We start from the raw sequence: 17,432 nt of genomic DNA, 5'->3' as shown, positions 1-17,432 counted from the left end.
TGCAAAGGGGCCCGCAGGCCCCTTTGTTCGATTACGCCTCAGGCGCCGCCTTGGCTGGCGGCTCGCTGTTCTCGTAAATCATCAACGGCTGAGATGTGCCTTCGATCACGCTTTCATCGATGACAACCTTGCTGACCTCCTTCTGCGAAGGAATCTCGTACATCGTGTCGAGCAACACACCTTCAAGAATCGAACGCAGACCACGTGCGCCGGTCTTGCGCTCAAGAGCGCGCGAAGCGACTGCCTTGAGTGCATCCGGGCGGAACTCCAGATCCACGCCTTCGAGTTCGAAGAGCTTGGCGTACTGCTTGGTCAACGCATTCTTCGGCTCGGTCAGAATCTGGATCAGCGCAGCCTCATCGAGTTCATCGAGCGTCGCGATCACCGGCAGACGGCCAACGAACTCAGGAATCAGGCCGAATTTAACCAGATCATCAGGCTCCACGGCGCGCAACGCCTCGCCGATCTTCTTGCCCGGGTCCTTACTGCGAACCTCGGCATTGAAGCCGATACCACCCTGAGTTGAACGACCCTGGATGACCTTCTCCAAACCTGCAAACGCACCACCGCAGATGAACAGGATGTTGCGCGTATCCACTTGCAGGAATTCCTGCTGCGGATGCTTGCGACCACCCTGTGGCGGGACGGACGCAACGGTGCCTTCGATCAGCTTCAGCAGTGCCTGCTGCACGCCTTCACCGGATACGTCCCGAGTAATCGACGGGTTATCGGATTTGCGGGATATCTTGTCGATTTCGTCGATGTAGACGATGCCCATCTGGGCCTTCTCAACGTCGTAATCGCACTTCTGCAAAAGCTTCTGGATAATGTTCTCGACATCCTCGCCCACATAGCCCGCCTCGGTGAGGGTAGTGGCATCGGCGATGGTGAAGGGCACATTGAGCAGGCGTGCCAGCGTTTCGGCCAGCAACGTCTTACCCGAGCCGGTTGGACCGATCAGCAGAATGTTGCTCTTGCCCAGCTCGACTTCTTCTTTCTTGTCGCGTTGGTTCAAGCGCTTGTAGTGGTTGTAAACGGCCACCGCCAGGATCTTCTTGGCGCGCTCCTGACCAATGACGTACTGGTCGAGAATGCCGCTGATCTCCTTCGGCGCAGGCAGTTTGTGCGCGTTGCTCTCGGTCTGCGCTTCCTGCACCTCCTCGCGGATGATGTCGTTGCACAGGTCGACGCACTCGTCGCAGATGAAAACGGAGGGCCCGGCGATCAACTTGCGTACTTCATGCTGGCTTTTGCCGCAAAAAGAGCAATAGAGCAGTTTGCCGGAGTCCTCGCCGTTGCGGGTGTCAGTCATTCGATCGATCCAATCGGGAAGGCTTGAAACACAAGATGAAGGCAATCGTGGGCTTTTTCAAGCCCACGGAGCAGCCACATATCGCAGGCTGCAGGGATCAGACCGCCAGTTGGCGCTGGGTCAGAACCTGGTCGATCAAGCCGTACTTGACGGCGTCTTCACCGCTCATGAAGTTATCGCGGTCGGTATCGCGGGCAATCACTTCCATCGGCTGACCGGTATGGTGAGCCAGTACTTTATTCAGACGCTCGCGGATGGTCAGAATCTCACGTGCGTGGATCTCGATATCCGAAGCCTGACCCTGGAAGCCGCCCAGCGGCTGGTGGATCATCATCCGCGAATGCGGCAGGCAGTAACGCTTGCCCGCGGTGCCACCGGTCAACAACAGAGCCCCCATGGAACAGGCCTGGCCGATGCAGATGGTCGACACATCAGGCTTGATGAACTGCATGGTGTCGTAAATCGACATGCCTGCAGTCACTGAGCCGCCCGGGGAGTTGATGTACAGGTGAATGTCTTTCTCGGGATTTTCGGCCTCGAGGAACAGCATCTGCGCGACGATCAGGTTGGCCATGTAGTCTTCGACCTGGCCGACCATGAAAATCACCCGCTCCTTGAGGAGTCGGGAATAAATGTCATAGGCGCGCTCGCCGCGAGCGGACTGCTCGATCACCATCGGGACCAGGCCACCGGCGGCCTGAATGTCCGGAATTTGCATAAAAGGATTGCGGGACATGTTCCAACGATACTCCCTATGTCATGCCTCAAAAGACATAAGCCAGCACGAGGCTGGCTTATGTTTGTGCACTCGAATATATGAAGAAATCAGGCTGCTTGCGGGGCTTCCGCAGGCTTGACAGCTTCTTCGTAGGAGACCGACTTATCGGTCACTTTAGCCTGCTGCAGGACAGTATCTACAACTTGCTCTTCGAGCACAACCGAACGAACTTCGTTCAACTGCTCGGCGTTCTTGTAATACCAGGCGACGACCTGCTCCGGCTCCTGGTAGGCCGATGCCATTTCCTCGATCAGCTCGCGAACGCGGGCCTCATCAGGCTTGAGCTCCTTCTGCTTGACCACTTCGGCCACGATCAGACCCAGAACAACGCGGCGCTTGGCCTGCTCCTGGAAAAGGTCGGCCGGCAGCTGCTCGGGCTTGATGTTGCCGCCAAACTGCTGAACGGCCTGCACGCGCAGACGGTTCACTTCATTGTCGATCAGCGCCTTGGGCACCTCGATCGGGTTGCCAGCGACCAGCCCTTCCATGACCTGATTCTTCACCTTGGTCTTGATGGCCTGACGCAGCTCGCGCTCCATGTTCTTTTTCACTTCAGCACGGAAGCCTTCGACGCCACCTTCCTGCACGCCGAACTGGGCGAAGAATTCGTCATTCAGCTCGGGCAGTTGCGGAGCGGCGACGGCATTCACGGTGACGGTGAACTCGGCAGTCTTGCCGGCCAGGTCGAGGTTCTGATAGTCCTCGGGGAAGGTCGGGTTGATCAAGCGCTCTTCGCCGGCCTTGGCGCCAACGAGCGCGTCTTCGAAACCAGGAATCATGCGACCGGAGCCCAGCACCAGCTGAGTGCCCTTGGCCGAACCGCCAGCGAAGGTCTCACCGTCGATCTTGCCGACGAAATCGATGGTCAGCTGATCGGCGCTCTCGGCAGCGCGCTCGACGTTCTCGAAACGGGTGTTCTGCTTGCGCAGGATTTCCAGCATGTTGTCGACGTCGGCATCGGCGACTTCGGCCTGCAGACGCTCGATCTCGATGGCCTCGAAACCGGCCACTTCGAACTCAGGGAACACTTCGAAGGTGGCGACGTATTCCAGATCCTTGCCCTTTTCGAACACTTTCGGCTCGACGGACGGCGCGCCGGCCGGGTTCAGCTTTTCGGCAACGACGGCTTCATAGAATGTCGACTGGATCAGATCGCCCAGCGCTTCCTGACGGGCGGCTTCTTCGTAACGCTGACGGATCACGCTCATCGGCACTTTGCCGGGACGGAAACCAGGGATCTTGGCACGACTGGCGGTCTGTTGCAGACGCTTGTTGACTTCGGTCTCGATGCGCTCGACCGGCACGCCGATGGTCATGCGGCGCTCAAGAGCGGAGGTGCTTTCAACAGAAACTTGCATGGATTTTCCTCGTTGCACAGACATAAGCCGGGCGTTCCGGCCCCAGAATGGGCAAGCATTCTAGTGGCTCGACTGACATAAGTCACCCTGCCCGTCGCGCCGAGCAAAAGCCGAGCCGCGCCCGGCGAATCACTACTTACGTCAGCCCAGCCGAAAATCGAGGACATATGCTGGCCAACTATCCCTGCACCAGACGCTTCATCCAGTCGAGTAGAACGGTAGGCAGGAGCTCAGGGCGTGGTAACAGTGCATAACGGGTTGCGCCAAATATGCGCGGCAGGTAGGCGCTGGCCTGCCGGTCGATGGTCAGGCAGAACGGCGATATACCTTGCAGCACGGCTTCCAGAACCGCCTGGCGGGTGTCCTCAACTCCGTATCGCCCTTCGTAGTCATCGTTGTCGCTAGGCTTTCCATCGGACAACACCAGCAGCAGTCGACGGGCCGCCGGCTGGCACATGAGATTGGCGCTGGCGTGACGGATCGCCGCGCCGCAGCGGGTGTAATGCTCCGGCTCCAACGACGCTATGCGTAGCGCTACCTCCTGGCCATAAGCCTCCTCGAAGGTTTTGATATCGCGGACCACCACCGCTTCCCTGCCCTGCCCTGAGAATGCCTGAATCGCATAGGGCGCACCCAGGCTCTGCAGCGCGATGCTGACCAGGAACAAGGCTTCGCGCTCGACGTCTATCACGCGTCGCCCCTGGGATATCCAGCTGTCCGTCGATCCGCTGACATCGATGAGCAGCAGGATGGCCAGGTTCCGCTCCGCGCAACGCTGCCTGCGGTACAGACGATCGGTCAGCCCGCTGCCAGCCCGCAGATTCGCAACCGCATCCACATAGGCATCCAGGTCCAGCTCATCGCCATCGACCTGACCGCGCAACCAGGCCCGATGGGTGCGCAGCAATTCGAAGCGGCGGCGAATCCCCTCGAGCAATCCCTGATGGGACTCGAGCGTTTCCGCTACCCAGACTGGATTACCCGGCGGGGCCGTGCGTACCTGCACGAGGGCGTTCTGCTCGCGGTAATGCTGCCTGCGGTAGTCCCATTCGGGATAGGCGATGCCTCGCTGCAGAACCGAAACGCCGGGCGCAAGCGCGATAGCAGAGGCATCCGGAGGATCATCAGCCAGCAACACCTCTTTGGGTCGCCCTGGTGACGCCACCAAACGCGCCTGAGGAAGATCGCCGAGCATTTCACCGAACAGCTCCGCATCCGCATCGTCCCGATCGATGGGCCGCTGCAAGCCCATCGGGTCCTCAGCGTGGGGATGTGGCTCGTCCAGCTGGATCATCAGCGGTCCGCTTTCCTCCGATTCATCCTCATCGGGGCGCGCCTGGCGAATGTCGGGGCGTCGTTCGAGGCGCACGCTCTGCGGCGCTGCCTGAGTGGGGTCGAACTGACTCTGAGCGCCGGCGGAGTGTTGATGGTGCGGCGAAGGTGCCAACAGTATGCCGGTCCACCAATCAGCGAAGAGCGGCTCCTGACCGATGCGTCCTCCAGAGGCAGGTTCCAGCCCCCATTCAGCCAACAATCGAACCGCCAGCTCGCACGAGTCGTCTGGCGTAGACGAGTGCGGAACACCATCAGCTTCGCCAACCAGCAATGCACGCACGCGAGCCTCCAGGGGGCGTCGTGCCAAACCGAACGCACTCAGCGGTGGACGACGCGTGAATGCGCAGGCCCGCAATGCCCGCACCGATTCAGCAAACCCTGGCATTTCCTCCAGCAGTTCACGCTCGGCCGCTTGGACTTCAAGTAGGTGGTACAGCGCCCCGGCAAGTGGCGGGAGGCTGCGCCAGAGGCTCAGTGCACTACCGCGGCGGATGCGCATTGCCTGCTGCAAGGCCATCACTTTGTAGAGATTCGCCGCCAGTGCTCGATCAGGGATATCCAACGAGCGAGGAAGCCAGATGCTTGTGCCATCGGTTGCCGGTACTGCCGCCAATCGCTGCGGCCTGGGCGTGCGGCCGAACCAGTTGCCCAGCAAGGTCGGTCGCGCCGGCGGCTGGGCGATGCGCAGCCGATAGCTGTTGCCGAACACCGCCGACAGCAGCAGTTCCAGACGCTCCGCCACCTCGCTCAGCGATAGACTTGCCGGTGCGTCCGGCGCAAGACTGTAGCGACGCCAGAGGCGCTGGGCGAAGACCGTGGCATGCCGCGCAGCGTCGGTAAGAACCTCCTCGGCTTCGGCCATGGTCTAGATGAAGGTTCCGTCGACCAGATCGCGCATCGCTCCGACCAGGGCTTCGTCGTCCGAAAGTGGCGAGACGATTGCCGCCAGGCACGCTTCCCGAACGGGTATGCCATCGACGCAGAGTGCACCCGCGGCGATCAGCAGACGAGTACTCGGCACCTCGGCCAGGCCGCGGTCCCGCAGCGCTCGCAGCCTGCGGGCCAGCGTGACCAGGGCACGCGAAGTCGGTGCGTCGACACCACTCTCGCGCTCGACGATCTTCGCCTCCGCATCTTCGCCCGGGAAATCCAGATCCATGGCCACGAAGCGCTGGCGTGTGCTCGGTTTGAGATCCTTGAGCATGCGCTGGTAGCCCGGGTTGTAGGAGATCACCAACTGGAAGCCCGGCGCAGCCATCAGCAACTCACCGGTCTTGTCGATTGGCAGCAGGCGCCGGTGATCGGTCAAGGCATGCAAGACGACCACGGTGTCCTGGCGCGCCTCGACGACTTCATCCAGATAGCAGATGGCCCCCTCACGCACGGCGCGGGTGAGAGGGCCATCCTGCCAGACGGTACCGTCATGGCGAATAAGGAAACGCCCGATCAGGTCGCTGGCCGACAGATCATCGTGGCAAGCCACCGTGATCAGTGGCCGGTCCAGTTTCCAGGCCATATGTTCGACGAAGCGGGTCTTGCCACAGCCGGTCGGCCCTTTGAGCATGACTGCCAAGCCACGCGCATGGCAGCGCTCGAACATCGCGACTTCATTGCCGCACGGTACGTAGAACGGCTCCCCCTCACTTGCTTTCGCCAGTGGCGGGTATTCGGGCAACGTCACGTCGGGTGTACCTCCCTCTCTGCAAGCACCGGCTCCGTATCATCTAGGACGAAGCGTGGCGTGTAGCGGAAGAAGTCGTAGATGAACAGGGCAACGCCCACGGTGAACAGCGACGCGGTGGCAATGAGCATCACGAAATGGATCTGAATCTTCAGCTGTGCATCCAGATAGCCCATGCCCATGATTCGCTCCAGATAGACCTGCGCAATGCCTGCGGTGGCAAACGACAGCGTCATGCCGAACATGCCGGTGATTTGCAGCCAGAACGCCCAGTAGCCCAGCGCCGTGCCCTGCTCCCGTCGTCCGGCAGTCAGTGATGGCAAGGCATAGCTGATCATCGCCATGACGATCATTGCGTAGGCACCGTAGAACGCGGCATGGCCGTGCATCGCGGTGATTAGCGTGCCATGGGTCCATTTGTTGACGCTCGGCCAGGTATGAGCCAAGCCCAGTAGCCCGGCACCGAACAGCGAGAACAGTGCACTGCCGATCGTCCAGTGCAACGCCAGCGTATTCGGGTGCGCCAGCCCCGAGCGGCGCATGGCGCCGTAGGCATAGGCGGCCATGCCGACGAGCGCGAGCGGCTCAAGCGCGCTGAAAAACCCGCCAATCGGCAGCCAGTAAGTGGGTACGCCGACCCAGTAATAGTGGTGCGCCGTGCCGAGGATGCCGGCGAGAAACACCAGGCCGACGATCACGTACAGCCATTTCTCCATGACTTCCCGATCCGCACCGGACAAGCGGATCAGCAGGTAGGCCAGGAAGCCGCCCATGATCATCATCCAGACGCCTTCGACCCACAGATGAATCGTCCACCAGCGATAGAAAATGGAAACCGTGTAGTTCTCGTAATGCAGCAACGCCGGCAAGTACAGGAGTGCGGCACTGACAAAGCCGATCATCAACACAGCTTCGGTCGTGGTGAAACGCCCCGCTTTGCGGATCGTCATGCCGATGTTGTAGAGGAAGATCAGCATGCAGATGACGATGACGATCTTGTGCGGCAACGGCTGCTCGAGCAGCTTGTTGCCGGTGCCGTAGCGGAACAGGTAGCCGATGATCGCCGTGACGCCCATCAGCGTCCAAAGCACCAGCTGTACATAGGCCAGCTTGGTGCTATGCAGCTCGGCGCGCGACTCTTCCGGAATCATCCAGTAGGTCGCCCCCATGAAGCCGGTCAGTACCCAGACGATCAGCAGGTTGGTGTGAATCACCTTGGTCACGTCGAAAGGCAGGATATACAACAGCGGGTCCGGCCCGATGTACTTGGTTGCCGAGAGCAGGCCGAACACCAGCTGCAGGCCGAACAACACCATCGCGACCGCGAAGTACCAGTAGGCGACCGATTGGGACTGATAGCGCATCGTAGTTTCCCCTTGAAGCGAACGTGGGTCGGCTTGGCCGTCGTGTCACTTGAGCGTTTCGAGATAGGCCGTCAGCTGATCGATCTGCTCATCCGTCAGGCTGCCGTCGTAACCGGTCGGCATGAACGAGGCGCCGTCTGCCGAATACATCGCGCCGGGAACGATGTGCGCGCTGGGTGACACGATCGACTCGCGGATATATCCGCGCGCATCCTGCGCCTGCCCTTGGTAGTCGGGCGACGCGACGATAGCCGCCGCCCGAGTTGCAACACCGGCGAGCGTGGGGCCAGCCATATCAGCGCCGGGTGCGGTGGAGTGGCAGGCATTGCAGGCAGGCACTGCGCCTCGGAAAACCTGCTCACCCAGCGCGCGCTCGTCATCCCCGGAATCCACCGGCCGGGCACCAGGCGGTAAATCACTGCGCTGCTCGCCGCCTGTCTTCAGTGTGTCTGCGCCCGGCACGAAACTGCCGGTCACCAGGATCGGTCGCGGCGGCCAGCCCTGGTTGTCCACCTTGCTGACCCAGTCGAGAAAGGCGATCAGGTCACTGATTTCGTCTTCGGCCAGGTCCTGTTTCGGCATCAGACGCCGATGGATCTTCTCGTCGTAGAACTTCGAGGGATCGCGCATATAAGCCTTCAGATACGGCTCGCCGCGATGCTGGGTGATCTTCGTCAGATCGGGCGCGTAGTACGCGCCCTCGCCGAACAGCGTGTGGCAGTTGATGCAGTTGTATTTGTGCCAGACATCCATCCCGTGCTTGACCTCCGCCGTGATGGTGTCGGCATTGGTCAGCTTGGGAAACTGCCGGTGGCTATCCACCGTCAGCCCGATGAACACGAGCGTCGCCACACCGGTTGCAGCAATCGCGAAGAGCCTCGCTTGACGGTTGTTCATGGCGTGCCCTCAGACATTGATGCCTGTCCAGTGAATGAGCGTCATCGTGAATGCATAGAGCATCGCGCCGAACATCAGCGCCAGCACGACCACACTCAGGATCTTCAACGGGCCGTAGAGCTTTCGAGCCTGCATGCTTTCTCCTTCGCAGCGTTAGCTGCCGTATAAGCAAACCGCGCTCAGTGCCCGGAGTGCGGATCAATCGGTTCGGGGCTGGAGAAGATCGAGGAATCCGCGTCGCCCTTCACCGTCAGCACACCGCTCAGGCCTTTCTCGGCGCGCGACAGGGCGTGATCAACGAGGATGTATCTGCCCGGGTAATCCGCGACGAACTCGACCATTGTCGCTCCGCCGGCAGGCACGAGTGTCGTCTGCACATCCGTCAGCGGCGGGCTGGTCAGCGAAGCCTGGTCGAAGACCTTGTCGAAGATTTCACCGATGACGTGAAAGCTGGAGATCAGGTTGGGGCCACCGACTCCGAAGAAGATGCGCACGCTGTCGCCTGCGTTGACTTCCATCTTGTGAGTCTTGGTCAGCGCATCGGTCGCGCCGTTGAACATCATGTGTTGCGGCGTTTCACCCAGCAGCATGTCCAGCGAGAACTCATGCAGACCGCGCGCCCCCCTGGGGCTGGCGGTGTACAGCTCACCCTGCATTACATAGAACTCGTGATCGACCTTCGGCAGTCCACCCTCCGGCTCGACCAGAATCAGTCCGTACATGCCGTTACTGATGTGCTGAGCAACCATCGGCGTAGCGCAGTGATAGACGTATAGCCCCGGCTGCAATGCCTTGAAGGTGAAGGAGCGTGTTTGCCCCGGTGCCACCTGGGTAACCGCCGCACCGCCACCCGGGCCGGTCACGGCGTGCAGATCAATGGAATGGATGTGGGCGCTGTCAGGCTCGTTACTGAGATTAAGGGTGACGGTATCGCCCTCGCGTATCCGCACCATGGGGCCGGGCACCGTGCCGTCGAACGTCCAGAATTTGTAGGTACTCCCGTCGGCGAGGCGGCCCTCCTCCTCGGTCGTGCGAAGGTCAAGGGTGATGCTCTTCGGTTCACGGTCACCAACCGGCTCACCTACCTGCATCGGATCCTTGGACAAATCCTTGCCTTGTTCGACGACCGCCGCCGGTCCATCGCCCACAATCAGCTTGCCGACCATTCCCGCAGCCTTGTGGCCAGGCAGTGTGCAGTAGTACTCGAACGTCCCGCTTTTGGTCGCACGAAACACGATTCCGGTCGCCGCGCCTTTGCCGGAAATTTCGCTGGACGCAGCGTCGAATTCAGGTATGGCGATATCATGCACTGCGCCGTCGCCATTGATCAGATTGATCTGAACCACCGCACCTTCGGGCACCCGCAATTCGGGATTCACTTGGCCACGCGTCGGGCCTGACTCACTGACATAGACGAGTTTTCCATCTGCGATGTCGGTCCTAAGCGTAATCGTGACATCTGGGCGGTAACTTACATCGCTACTGGATTTCGCTTGCGCCCAAAGGATACTTGGTAAAACCAGCAACAAGAGCAGCAGAACTCTAGAACAATGGCGCATGCCTGACCCTCTTAACACCGAGTTGATCTCGACCATCAGTTTAGTCACGAGAAAACTATCCGTCGGAGTAAAAACTTGCGGTGCACCCTATCAATTCAAAAGAAGCTTATTAAAAGCGCAGAATAATTGATCTGGTATTAAACCCAGACAGGGAAAGAATTGATTCGAGTCAAGCTTGGCGCAGGCATGGCAGCCAGCGTATACGGCGCGGAATTAATACCAGTATTGGAATGTGCTTGAGTCTTGGCGACGAGGCTGCCGACAGGCGGTCAGAGGTCGTCCTCTACCGTCGACAAAGAGAGCAAACGGATAGATACCAGGCTACAATCGTCAGCCATTTTTTAATGGGATAACGCTTAGTCCATATCCAACCGAACGCCCTGAGATATCAAAAAATTTTCTGTAAGTGTTCAATTGCGCGGCAAGAACAATACGGACGTAACCGCTAATCTAATTTCATTGAAAATGAGCCGCTATTTATAAGCTCCGCTTCTCTCTCTTTAAGGCGAAATGAGCTCATTTTGAAGGGCGCTCCTACAGCTCTGCTATTACGGCTAACAGACGTGATTTCGCTACATTTGCGCGCCAGAGGTTTGCGCGATAACGTTATGCCACCTTTCCCGACCATTCCGATCATGACCAAGCCCCGCTCCTGTCCGGCCCTGCAGCTGGACAACCAACTCTGCTTCGCTTTGCATTCGACCTCGTTGCTGATGACCAAGGTCTACAAGCCGATGCTTCGACGGATCGGCCTAACCTATCCGCAGTACCTGGCGATGTTGGTGTTATGGGAAGGCGATGGCATCACCGTAGGTGACATCAGCGCGCGCCTGCTGACCGATCCGGGCTCGCTCACACCGCTACTGAAACGGCTTGAGGCTGAAGGCTTCATCACTCGCACTCGCCGCAGCGATGACGAACGGGTAGTGGAACTGCGCCTGACCGAGCAGGGTCGAGCATTACAGGCTGAAGCCGAATGCTTTCCGGCCAGTATCCTCAGCGCCAGCGGGCAGACCGCGGAAACGGTGGCAGCGCTAAAGACGCAAATCATCGCCCTGCGCACCGCACTGCAAAAACTCGCCTAATCCCTCCTAGCGGCCCGACGATGCTCGCTGCTGTGCCAGCGGCGGATGGCCGAAGGGCGAAAAACCTTGCGCGCAAAGTAAATCCTGACTACCTTCCTCACGGCATTTAGTTAGCGCGCAAAATAATTTCCACTACGCTAAGGAGAAAATCATGCAATCCATTCAGCCTCTCTACATAGCAACCGTTGCGGCCACCGGAGGGCGCGATGGGCGAGCCGTTTCGTCAGACGGCAACCTTGACGTCAAGTTGAGCACTCCTCGCGAGCTGGGCGGTCAGGGAGGCGACGCAACGAACCCGGAACAGCTGTTTGCGGCCGGGTATTCGGCGTGCTTCATTGGCGCCCTGAAGTTCGTCGCCGGCCAGCAGAAGCAAACGTTGCCGGCCGACACCGCGGTTACCGCCAACGTCGGTATCGGCCAGATCCCTGGCGGGTTCGGCCTCGATGTCGAGCTGCAGATCAGCCTGCCAGGCCTTGACCGGGAGCTGGCCAAAAGCCTGATCGACGCCGCACATCAGGTTTGCCCGTACTCCAATGCAACTCGCGGGAACATCGACGTCCGCCTGGTTCTGAGCTGACAGCCCTGACTGCATCGATACGTCTGGTGACCCGAAAAATGCTCTTCGGGTCATACAGTCAGGTGAGCGACCTCAGGCCCCGCCCTGATCAGAGCTGATCAGATTCGCAGAGCCACACCGAGGCGCAGCTCGCGGCCAGACTCGTCACTGCCACGCACACCTTCGTAGCCTGGGATACGCTCGAAATCTTCGTTACTGGCGTGATCCAGATACTGCTTGTCAAAGACGTTCTTCAGCGTCAGGTTCAGGACAAGACGTTCATCGGGCAAAGCCGCCCATTGGGCATAAAGGTCGTGCACGCCATACCCTGGTTTGTTCAGAGTGCCGACACCGGTGTGCAGTGAATCCACCGCCTGAACGAAACGGCCCTGCCAGCCCAAATTCAACCTGTCACCAACCCGGTAATCAGCGAAGCCAATCCACGTATCGCCTAGTGTGGTACCGAGACCGTTGTGTTCGTAAACGCTCAGGTCATCACCGTCCAGCTCGATATCGTTATGGTGGAAGCTCAGCCCAACGCTCAGCTGCTGCCAGTGATAAGCGCTTTGTAGCAGAACGCCGCGGCTTTTCAGCGTCCCGCCGTTCACATAGAGATTGGGCCGGCCGCTGGGATCGTAGATCGCATCGCGGATCCGCGTATCGTAGACCTTGCCGGACAGCTCCAAGCCGCCCTCTCGGAATTCGAATCCCAGCTCGTTGGTGCGCGCTTTTTCGGCATCGAGATCCGCCTCATTGGCAGCCGCGTCAAGCTTGAACGCATCGCGGACTTGCACGCCGCGAAGCGCTTGCGAGTGACCAGCGAGGAGCGCGAGTTGCGGAGTTACCTGGTAGCGAAGGCTCAGATTTGGGCTGAAGCCTGCGTCGGCGAAGTCCTGCCCGTCGCGATCATCAAGGCGGTATCGATCGTAACGAACACCCATGCCCAACAGCAGCCTCTCGGTCAGCCGATAACTATCCTGGACGTAGAAACCGAGCACACTACCCTCCTCCTGATCCAGATCGCGATCGCCGGCAGGGCCTAGACTGGTTTTGTCGTCTCGGTAGTCAATCCCATACGTCAGACGATGAGCACCGAATTCGCTGGTATTGCGCACATCCAACCCTGCGCTAGCGGTATCGCCGATATACAGTCCCCAGCGGCCATCCTGCTGCAGTTCTGTGGACGTGTGATAGGTAGTCACCTCAAGATCGACCAGTTCGCTTAGCGGGTTCCAGCCGTACTTCAACGTCCAGGTTTCACGCTCTGTTTCCAAAGGGAAGAGCGGATTGAAGCTGCTCGGGATCCATTGAGGTCGCTGGGTGCGTTCGCCCTCATCGGTGCGCTTCTCGTAGGACAAACGCAGCGTCTGCTCATCGGCCAGCCGGCCGACCAGCTTGGCGAAACCTAGCTGTTGACGCGCGCCCGTGCCCAGCACATCGCGCCCGTTTCCATCTTCGTAATCGTTCTGGTCTTGATAGGTCGCCACGGCCAATGCAGACCAGCTTTCGTTGAAGCGGCCGTAAAGACTCGAACTGGTTTTGTATCCTTCAGCCCTGCTGAAATAGCCACCCTTGATAAGCGCGCCTACCTGTTCGCCCTCCCGCAACAGGTCATCGGGGTCCTTGGTGACGAATCGAATCGAACCGCCCAGCGCCCCTGGCCCGGAAGTCGCGTCACCCGTTCCCGCCTGCACCTCAGCACGCTTTAGCAGTTCCGGTTCGATACCAATGCGACCGGTGTGGTGGAACGTCTGACCCGGCTGGCTGGCACCATCGATCGTGATATTGAGCAGCGTGTCCTCGAAGCCACGCAAATAGAGCTTCTGCGCGACTCCGGGACCGCCGCCAACCGAGACCTCGGGGCTGGACTCGAACACATCCTGAAGATCAGCCGCCTGAAAATGCTGAAGTTGTTCGGCCTCAACGCTGTCCTCTTGAACATGGCGCGCCGTCACTTCGACACCGCCGAGCTCAAGGGGATCGCTGGATTGAGCCTGGCAGGGCAAAGCGCTCAACAGCGCAGCGAACGATAAGGAGCCAAGTAAAGACCGCTGGCATGGACAGTGTTGCATTGGTGAACCTCGATCATTAATGCGAACGCTTCGTATTAATGATTGTCACCGGAAGGGTCGGCCTTCTGTATCACTTTTACAACTGTTACGCGGCAGAGACCTCGCGTGGCAACCGGATAGTCATGCAAAGCCCTCCTTGCTCATTATTGCGCGCAGTCAGGCAGCCGCCGATAGCGAAGACCTGGCGCTGCGCTAGAGCCAGCCCAAGACCGAATCCCGCTCGATCTGAACTCAAACGCTCAAATGGCTGGAAAATGCGCTCTAACCATTGCTCTGGCACCCCAGGCCCTTCGTCGATGACCTCAAGAAGGTACGTCTGTGGATCGCAGTTCAGATGAATGCTCACCGTGCCGTCGGGTGGCGTATGTTCAAGAGCGTTGCGTACGATGTTCTCGATCGCTTGGCCAAGTGCGCGGTGGCAACTGCCAGTTAGTTCAGCCTCTACTGGGGTTGTAAGCCGGAAACCCAGAAATTTCCGTCAGCCGATCAACATGGCTTGTCTCGCGCTTGGTCGATGAGTTCCTGCATCGCCCGCATGACTTCTTCGTGGGTGTATGTTGGCGCTGATGGAAAATTGACCCACCCTGCCGATTGAAATTTGACCCAGGGCGGATTGCTGATTTTGTTACCAGCAACTGTGGATAAGTCTACCAGCGCAGCTGCTGTTGCCCCCACTCCTTCGCTAGCCCAGTTCAGTTGTTTAAGACCTGCCACACGCAGCCATGTAGCAGGCCGTCGTCGCCATGAAATCAGAACGGCTCATCGTCCTCCGGTTCCTGGCTGCCCTTACGCTTTCGCTCCCGTGATTTGATCTTGGCCTGGGCCGCCAAGCTACTGACTGCCACATCGCCACCAACTGCGCCCGCAGAGCCCCGGTGCGGTTGGATTTACCTTACAACATTGTAATGAAGTTTTTCGAAACGGGCTCGGTAGGAGCGTGTCATAATTCAGTGTCTGCTAACAGGCTGATGAGCCGTATCGGTCAGTAGGCACCGACGACATACAACTATCGAACCCTGGAGAACGCAATGACAAACTCAATGTTCGCTTCCTGTATCCAAGCTTGTTCGAACTGCGCCCTTGTGTGCGAAACGTGCGCCTCTGCTTGCCTGCGTGAGGATGACGTAAAAATGATGGCACGCTGCATCGAGCTTGACCGCGACTGCGCGGACATTTGTAGGTTGGCCGCCATACTGATGAGTCGCGAAAGTGATTACGCTAAAGAATTTTGTGCCCTTTGCGCCAAGATCTGCCGTGCATGCGGAGAGGAATGCGCGAAACATCAAGTGGATCACTGCCAAGAGTGTGCCAAAGCGTGCATGAAGTGCGCTGAAGAATGCGAGCGCATGGCTGCGTAACATTCGCGACTTGCTGCTCTGGCAAAGCTCGTCATCTCGTTGCCAGAGCAGCTTCGCCGGAATGACCTTATATCCCAGCATGTGCAGTTGAAGCTAAGCCAGCTGACTTGCTAGCAGAAAAGGCCTAGATATCCGCTGGCCGAGCTCACCCAAACCGTAAGCGTTCATTCCACGACGTACTGGACTTACTTTACGTCCCGAAGGGGCCTTAGCAATTCCGGTGAGACCTTGTACTGTTTCGTGCCGTTCTCGGCCAGGACGATCACGCTCTTGCGGTTGATCTTGGTGACGATCCCCATAGTCAAGCCAGTTCGGCTTTCGAAGGTCACCTTCAGCCCCACGTGCAGCCGACTCAGCGCCTGCAGGTTTTCTTGATCTTGCAGTTCATCAATGCGCCGGCAGATCATTCGGTTCAGCTCCAATAGCTGATCGATGCTCATGTCTTCAATGCGCATGGAGGGTGCCCTTTGGCTGTGCGGTCTGTCGATCAGAATGGCGCGGATCGATCAGCGAGCGTAACGGATTATCGGCGAACCGGGTCTTCCAGAGCCGAGGCGTCAGGTCAGCGACCTTGCTGGCCGGGTGCTGACTGATGCGCTGCAGCACGTCCACCAGATAGGTGTACGGGTTGATGTCGTGCAGTTTGCACGTAGTGATCAGGCTCTGGATGATGCCCACGTGTTCCGCGCCGAGTTCAGTCCAGCAGAACAGCCAGTTCTTGCGTCCCATGGGAATGGGGCGCAGGGCCCGTTCCAGGTGGTTGGTGTCTGGCTGGACGTCTGGGTCTTCCAGGAAGACGGTCAGGCTGGCTTCACGGCTGAGCACGTAGTTCAGTGCTTTGGTCAATAAATCACTGGGCAGCAGACCGCCCTGTGCCAGTTGATCCCGGCACCATTGGAAGAAGTCGCTGACCACCGGCTTTGAGTGGAGCAGCCGGTACTGGCGTTTCTTTTCGCCGGTCAGTTGCTGGACGCGGATCTCTTCTTCGTTGGTGTATAGCTTGGCAATCTGCTGAAGGGCTTCGGTGGCAGTTATCGGGTGGTCCTTCTGCGCCTCAATGAAGTAACGACGACTGTGCACCCAGCACTGCGCGTGGATGATGTTCTGCTGTGCGGCGGCATAGCGGGCATAAGCAGCATAGCCGTCACTGATCAGAGTTCCGCTGAACTGTTCGTTCAGTACCTGCTCGATATGGGCTCGGCCTCGACTGTTCGAGTAAGTGAACACCACTTCATCGGCATCGCCGTATAACGGCCAGAACCAGCCGGATTTCATCTTGCCTTTTTGTGGGCCTGCCCGACCCTGGTGGCCAGCTTTAATCGGCGTCTCATCCATCGCCAACACCCGGCTGCGCAGAACATTGTCGGTCTGGGCATCCACGATCGGCCGCAGCAGATCAATAGATCGCTTGATCAGATTGGTGAGGGTGCTGCGGCTGAGGGTAATACCCGCTTGCTGGATGCGTTGGTGTTGGCGATACAGCGGTAGGTGAAACTGGAACTTGTCGACCATCAGACCCGCCAACAAGCTGACGTCGGCCAGGCTGTTGTCCAGTACGTTGGACGGGGCCGGCGTGGTCACGGGCTTGTCGCTGCCCTTGCGCCGAAATACGGGGCGTTCCACTTGCAACACCACGTAACTGGACGTCCGCTGGGCCAGCCGATAGGTCGTTTTGGTGCCAAGGATGTCGTACTGGTCGGCGTCGGGGCCGCTTAGCTCCGGCGGCAGGTGTTCAACAACTTCCACTGGCACGTCCGCTGTAAAACGCAGACCCGTATCGTTCAGGCAGTCGTCGTCCCGCTGTTTCTTTCCGGTGCCTCGCTGATAAGCCCGAACCGGGCGTTTCTCCGCATCGAGAGGCTTCTCCGGGCTAGCCGCATCATTCGATTGGAACAGGCCGCCCTGCTCCGGGAGGTCATACACCTGCTTCTCGGACTTGGGGCCGAACAGCTGCTTCTTGAACCAGTCCAACTGCCGCTGCATGACCTGTAGCTGCTCACGCAACAGGGCATTCTCCTCGGCCAGTACCGAGTAGGAAGGGGCGTTGGAATAGGACGCGGAAGCCATTGAATTCATG

Annotated in this window: 16 protein-coding genes and 1 pseudogene; 3 read left to right on the top strand and 14 right to left on the bottom strand. The window is 59.0% G+C overall.

Annotated elements, in window-relative coordinates; genetic code table 11:
• Positions 1-31: 31 nt before the first annotated feature.
• The 9 genes from clpX to nirK form a co-directional block, all read right to left on the bottom strand.
• A complete protein-coding gene (gene clpX / locus LW136_RS11660) occupies positions 32-1,312 on the bottom strand; it encodes an ATP-dependent Clp protease ATP-binding subunit ClpX (protein WP_102831730.1) in 1,281 nt (426 codons plus the stop codon).
• Between the two features lie 97 nt (positions 1,313-1,409).
• Entirely contained in the window at positions 1,410-2,048 is a 639-nt protein-coding gene (gene clpP / locus LW136_RS11655; protein WP_102831729.1) for an ATP-dependent Clp endopeptidase proteolytic subunit ClpP, read from the bottom strand.
• Positions 2,049-2,137: 89 nt separating this feature from the next.
• Positions 2,138-3,448, bottom strand: a complete 1,311-nt coding sequence (gene tig, locus LW136_RS11650; protein WP_234172954.1) for a trigger factor — start codon at positions 3,446-3,448, stop codon at positions 2,138-2,140.
• 178 nt (positions 3,449-3,626) lie between these two features.
• The gene (locus LW136_RS11645) at positions 3,627-5,645 is read right to left on the bottom strand and encodes a nitric oxide reductase activation protein NorD (protein WP_102831727.1); all 2,019 of its coding nucleotides are present in this window, start codon (positions 5,643-5,645) and stop codon (positions 3,627-3,629) included.
• A gap of 3 nt (positions 5,646-5,648) precedes the next feature.
• Entirely contained in the window at positions 5,649-6,464 is an 816-nt protein-coding gene (locus tag LW136_RS11640; protein WP_048512704.1) for a CbbQ/NirQ/NorQ/GpvN family protein, read from the bottom strand.
• Positions 6,461-7,828 (bottom strand): cbb3-type cytochrome c oxidase subunit I, encoded by a 1,368-nt coding sequence (locus LW136_RS11635; RefSeq protein ID WP_023446634.1) that lies wholly within the window; start codon positions 7,826-7,828, stop codon positions 6,461-6,463. Before LW136_RS11635 ends, LW136_RS11640 begins: the two co-directional genes overlap by 4 nt.
• A 45-nt stretch (positions 7,829-7,873) precedes the next feature.
• Entirely contained in the window at positions 7,874-8,725 is an 852-nt protein-coding gene (locus LW136_RS11630; protein WP_234172953.1) for a c-type cytochrome, read from the bottom strand.
• 9 nt (positions 8,726-8,734) lie between these two features.
• Complete coding sequence (locus tag LW136_RS22770; RefSeq protein ID WP_015277086.1) at positions 8,735-8,860, bottom strand: hypothetical protein; 126 nt, start codon at positions 8,858-8,860, stop codon at positions 8,735-8,737.
• 44 nt (positions 8,861-8,904) lie between these two features.
• Positions 8,905-10,332 (bottom strand): copper-containing nitrite reductase, encoded by a 1,428-nt coding sequence (gene nirK, locus LW136_RS11625; protein ID WP_230697655.1) that lies wholly within the window; start codon positions 10,330-10,332, stop codon positions 8,905-8,907.
• 560 nt (positions 10,333-10,892) lie between these two features.
• On the opposite strand from nirK, the gene LW136_RS11620 reads away from it, so the two are divergent.
• Positions 10,893-11,369: a MarR family winged helix-turn-helix transcriptional regulator gene (locus LW136_RS11620; RefSeq protein WP_023445813.1), complete on the top strand. Its 477-nt coding sequence runs from the start codon at positions 10,893-10,895 to the stop codon at positions 11,367-11,369.
• 151 nt (positions 11,370-11,520) lie between these two features.
• Complete coding sequence (locus LW136_RS11615; protein WP_102831725.1) at positions 11,521-11,946, top strand: organic hydroperoxide resistance protein; 426 nt, start codon at positions 11,521-11,523, stop codon at positions 11,944-11,946.
• A gap of 98 nt (positions 11,947-12,044) precedes the next feature.
• Here LW136_RS11615 and LW136_RS11610 read toward each other — a convergent pair whose 3' ends face one another.
• The 3 genes and pseudogenes from LW136_RS11610 to LW136_RS11600 all read right to left on the bottom strand — a co-directional run.
• Positions 12,045-13,997 carry a TonB-dependent receptor domain-containing protein gene (locus LW136_RS11610; protein ID WP_102831724.1) on the bottom strand — a complete coding sequence of 651 codons (1,953 nt, stop codon included), beginning with the start codon at positions 13,995-13,997 and terminating at the stop codon, positions 12,045-12,047.
• Between the two features lie 85 nt (positions 13,998-14,082).
• The gene (locus tag LW136_RS11605) at positions 14,083-14,385 is read right to left on the bottom strand and encodes a sensor histidine kinase (RefSeq protein ID WP_234175256.1); all 303 of its coding nucleotides are present in this window, start codon (positions 14,383-14,385) and stop codon (positions 14,083-14,085) included.
• 361 nt (positions 14,386-14,746) lie between these two features.
• Positions 14,747-14,833: pseudogene (locus LW136_RS11600) on the bottom strand (AAA family ATPase); the annotation flags it as partial.
• A gap of 192 nt (positions 14,834-15,025) precedes the next feature.
• Between LW136_RS11600 and LW136_RS11595 the strand changes: the two are divergent.
• Complete coding sequence (locus LW136_RS11595) at positions 15,026-15,355, top strand: four-helix bundle copper-binding protein (protein WP_032489165.1); 330 nt, start codon at positions 15,026-15,028, stop codon at positions 15,353-15,355.
• Between the two features lie 185 nt (positions 15,356-15,540).
• Here the strand turns inward: LW136_RS11595 and LW136_RS11590 are convergent, their stop codons facing one another.
• Together LW136_RS11590 and tnpC are read right to left on the bottom strand one after the other, a co-directional pair.
• Complete coding sequence (locus tag LW136_RS11590) at positions 15,541-15,810, bottom strand: hypothetical protein (RefSeq protein ID WP_003458515.1); 270 nt, start codon at positions 15,808-15,810, stop codon at positions 15,541-15,543.
• A complete protein-coding gene (tnpC, locus tag LW136_RS11585) occupies positions 15,800-17,431 on the bottom strand; it encodes an IS66 family transposase (RefSeq protein WP_004423346.1) in 1,632 nt (543 codons plus the stop codon). Before tnpC ends, LW136_RS11590 begins: the two co-directional genes overlap by 11 nt.
• Between the last annotated feature and the right edge of the window lies 1 nt (position 17,432).

Source organism: Stutzerimonas kunmingensis, assembly GCF_021432085.1.
In the GTDB taxonomy this organism is placed as follows: Bacteria; Pseudomonadota; Gammaproteobacteria; order Pseudomonadales; family Pseudomonadaceae; genus Stutzerimonas.
This window is presented reverse-complemented; position numbering and strand designations above follow the sequence as displayed.